The 2,100-nt window shown below is 75.8% G+C and carries 2 protein-coding genes; both read left to right on the forward strand.

Features of this window, described 5'->3' with window-relative positions:
• Window positions 1–269 precede the first annotated feature (269 nt).
• Window positions 270–1,499 (forward strand): mannosyltransferase family protein, encoded by a 1,230-nt coding sequence (locus RIF68_RS35185; RefSeq protein WP_309055629.1) that lies wholly within the window; start codon window positions 270–272, stop codon window positions 1,497–1,499.
• A gap of 51 nt (window positions 1,500–1,550) precedes the next feature.
• A complete protein-coding gene (locus RIF68_RS35190; RefSeq protein WP_309055631.1) occupies window positions 1,551–1,952 on the forward strand; it encodes a hypothetical protein in 402 nt (133 codons plus the stop codon).
• Window positions 1,953–2,100: the final 148 nt, after the last annotated feature.

The following is a 2,100-nucleotide window of genomic DNA, read 5'->3' on the forward strand; positions in this document are numbered from 1 at the left end:
CCGAGCCGGTCCTGCCCGCCACGAGCCCTTCGGCGAGCCGCCCCTCGCCCACGGCTCCGGCCGGTACGACCCGGCCGCCCGCCACCGGCGGGACCACGGCCGCCACGACCTCGCCACCCCGCACCACCGTGCCCGGCGGCATCCCCACGAGCACCGGCACGACCACGTCCCCCACCCGTACCGGCGACCGCTGACCCCTACCCGGCCCCACCCTGCGGGATCGCCCCGTCGCGGTCCCGTGCCCCGCCACGCCCTGAGGAAAGAGAGACATGACCCTCATAGCCGGACATGCCCCGAGGGCGGAGGCGACTCCCGCCGCGCACCCTCCTCCGTCCCGGCCCCCCGCCCCGGGGCGGCGGTGGCGGCTCCCGAGGCTCGACGCCGCCGACCGTGACGTCCTCCTGCTCTACCTCCTCACCCGCGCCGCTCTCGCCCTCGTCGCGTACTGCACCGCGTGGCTGTTCCCCCATGACCCCGAGGCCCGGACGCCCGGCCGGCTCGTCGCCGTGGCCGAGCGGTGGGACTGGAACCACTACCTGCGCATCGCCCGCGACGGCTACTTCCCCGACGACCCGGCGGCCCGCCCCGCCGAGGAGGACAACAGGGCGGCGTTCTTCCCCGGCTTCCCCCTCGTGCTGCGCCTCGTCCACCTCGCCGTGCCGGACTGGACCGTCGCCGGGCTCCTCGTCTCACTCGTCGCCGGCGCCGTCGCCGTCGTGGCCCTCGCCCGCATCGCCCGGCTCCACCTGCCGATCGCCGCCGACGGCCGGCGCGCCGTCCTGCTGCTGCTCGCCTCGCCCTGCGCCGTCTTCCTCGCCGTCGGCTACACGGAGGCCCTGTTCCTCGCCTTCGCCCTGCCCGCCTGGCTCGCCGCACTCCGCCGCGACTGGGGCGCCGCCGCCCTCCTGGCCGCCTGCGCCACGACCGTGCGCGTCAGCGGCCTCTTCCTCGCCGCGGCGCTCGCCGTCCACTTCCTGCTCACCGCCCGTGCCCGCGGTGATCTGCGCCGCTGGCCCCTCCTCGCCCTCCCCGCCCTGCCCCCGCTGCTCCACTTCGGGTACCTGTACGCCCGCACCGGCGACCCCATGGCGTGGAAACACGCCCAGGAACGCGGCTGGTACCGCGACTTCCACACCCCCTGGGAGTCCTGGAGCACCACCTGGGACGCCGCCTTCGGCCACGCCCATCCCACCTCGTACGCCCTCCTGTGGCAGGCCGAGCTCCTCGCCATGGTCACCGGGCTGCTCCTGGTGGCGTACCTCCTGCGCGCCCGCCGCCTGCCGGAGGCCTGCTACGTGGCACTCAGCCTGTGGGCGCTCGGCACCTCGTACTGGTACATGTCCGTCCCCCGCGCCGGACTGCTCTGGTGGCCGCTGTGGATCGGCCTCGCCCGCGCGACCGTGGACCGCCCGCGCCTGTGGGCCGCCGTGCTCTGCCTGTCGGTGCCCCTCTCCGTCGTCCTGGCGGTCACCTTCTTCTCCGGCCGCTGGGCGGGCTGACCCCGGCGACCCGGTGCGGTACGGGACGGCGGCCTGCGGTATGAAGGTCCGATGACGACGTGGCACGAAGGCCGACGGGTGAAGCTCGCGGCGGACCTCAGGCTGGCCGGGACGCTCCTGCCCGCCGACGAGCAGCCGGAGGAGGAGACGGAGGCCCCCGCCGGGGCGCTGTTCCTCGCTGCGGGCACGGAGGGCACCGTCGTACGGGCCGAGGAGCACCGGGCCGAGCCCGGCCCCGAGGTGCGCGAGTACGAGCGTCTCAAGGCGCTCCTCGACGACTTCGGGCACCAGATGCCCCCGGCGAGCAGGGAGCGGCTCGTGGCGGAGGTCGCGTCCCTGGAGCCCGCGTGGACCGCGCACCGGACGGCGGCGCGCCGGGTGACGGTCCGGGTCCGCCTCGACAACGGTTTCGTCCTCGGCGACGCCCGCGCGGATCTCTTCACCCCCGCCTGACGGGCCGGTGACCCCGTGCGCCGGGGCTCCGCCGGGAGGATCCTGGAAGGTACGGAAAGGGGCCGCGCGCCCGTGGGCCGCGGTCCGGCGTGAGGAGGCAGACCATGACACGGCACCTCGAGTGGACGGTCGGCCTGGATCTGGTCGA

The sequence above is a fragment of the Streptomyces sp. genome (assembly GCF_031178505.1).
GTDB lineage: Bacteria > Actinomycetota > Actinomycetes > Streptomycetales > Streptomycetaceae > Streptomyces > Streptomyces gulbargensis.

Bases quoted from the DNA above. Each gene is read 5' to 3' on its own strand.
- RIF68_RS35185 (WP_309055629.1), top strand. From the start codon at position 270: ATGACCCTCATAGCCGGACATGCCCCGAGGGCGGAGGCGACTCCCGCC.
- RIF68_RS35190 (WP_309055631.1), top strand. From the start codon at position 1,551: ATGACGACGTGGCACGAAGGCCGACGGGTGAAGCTCGCGGCGGACCTC.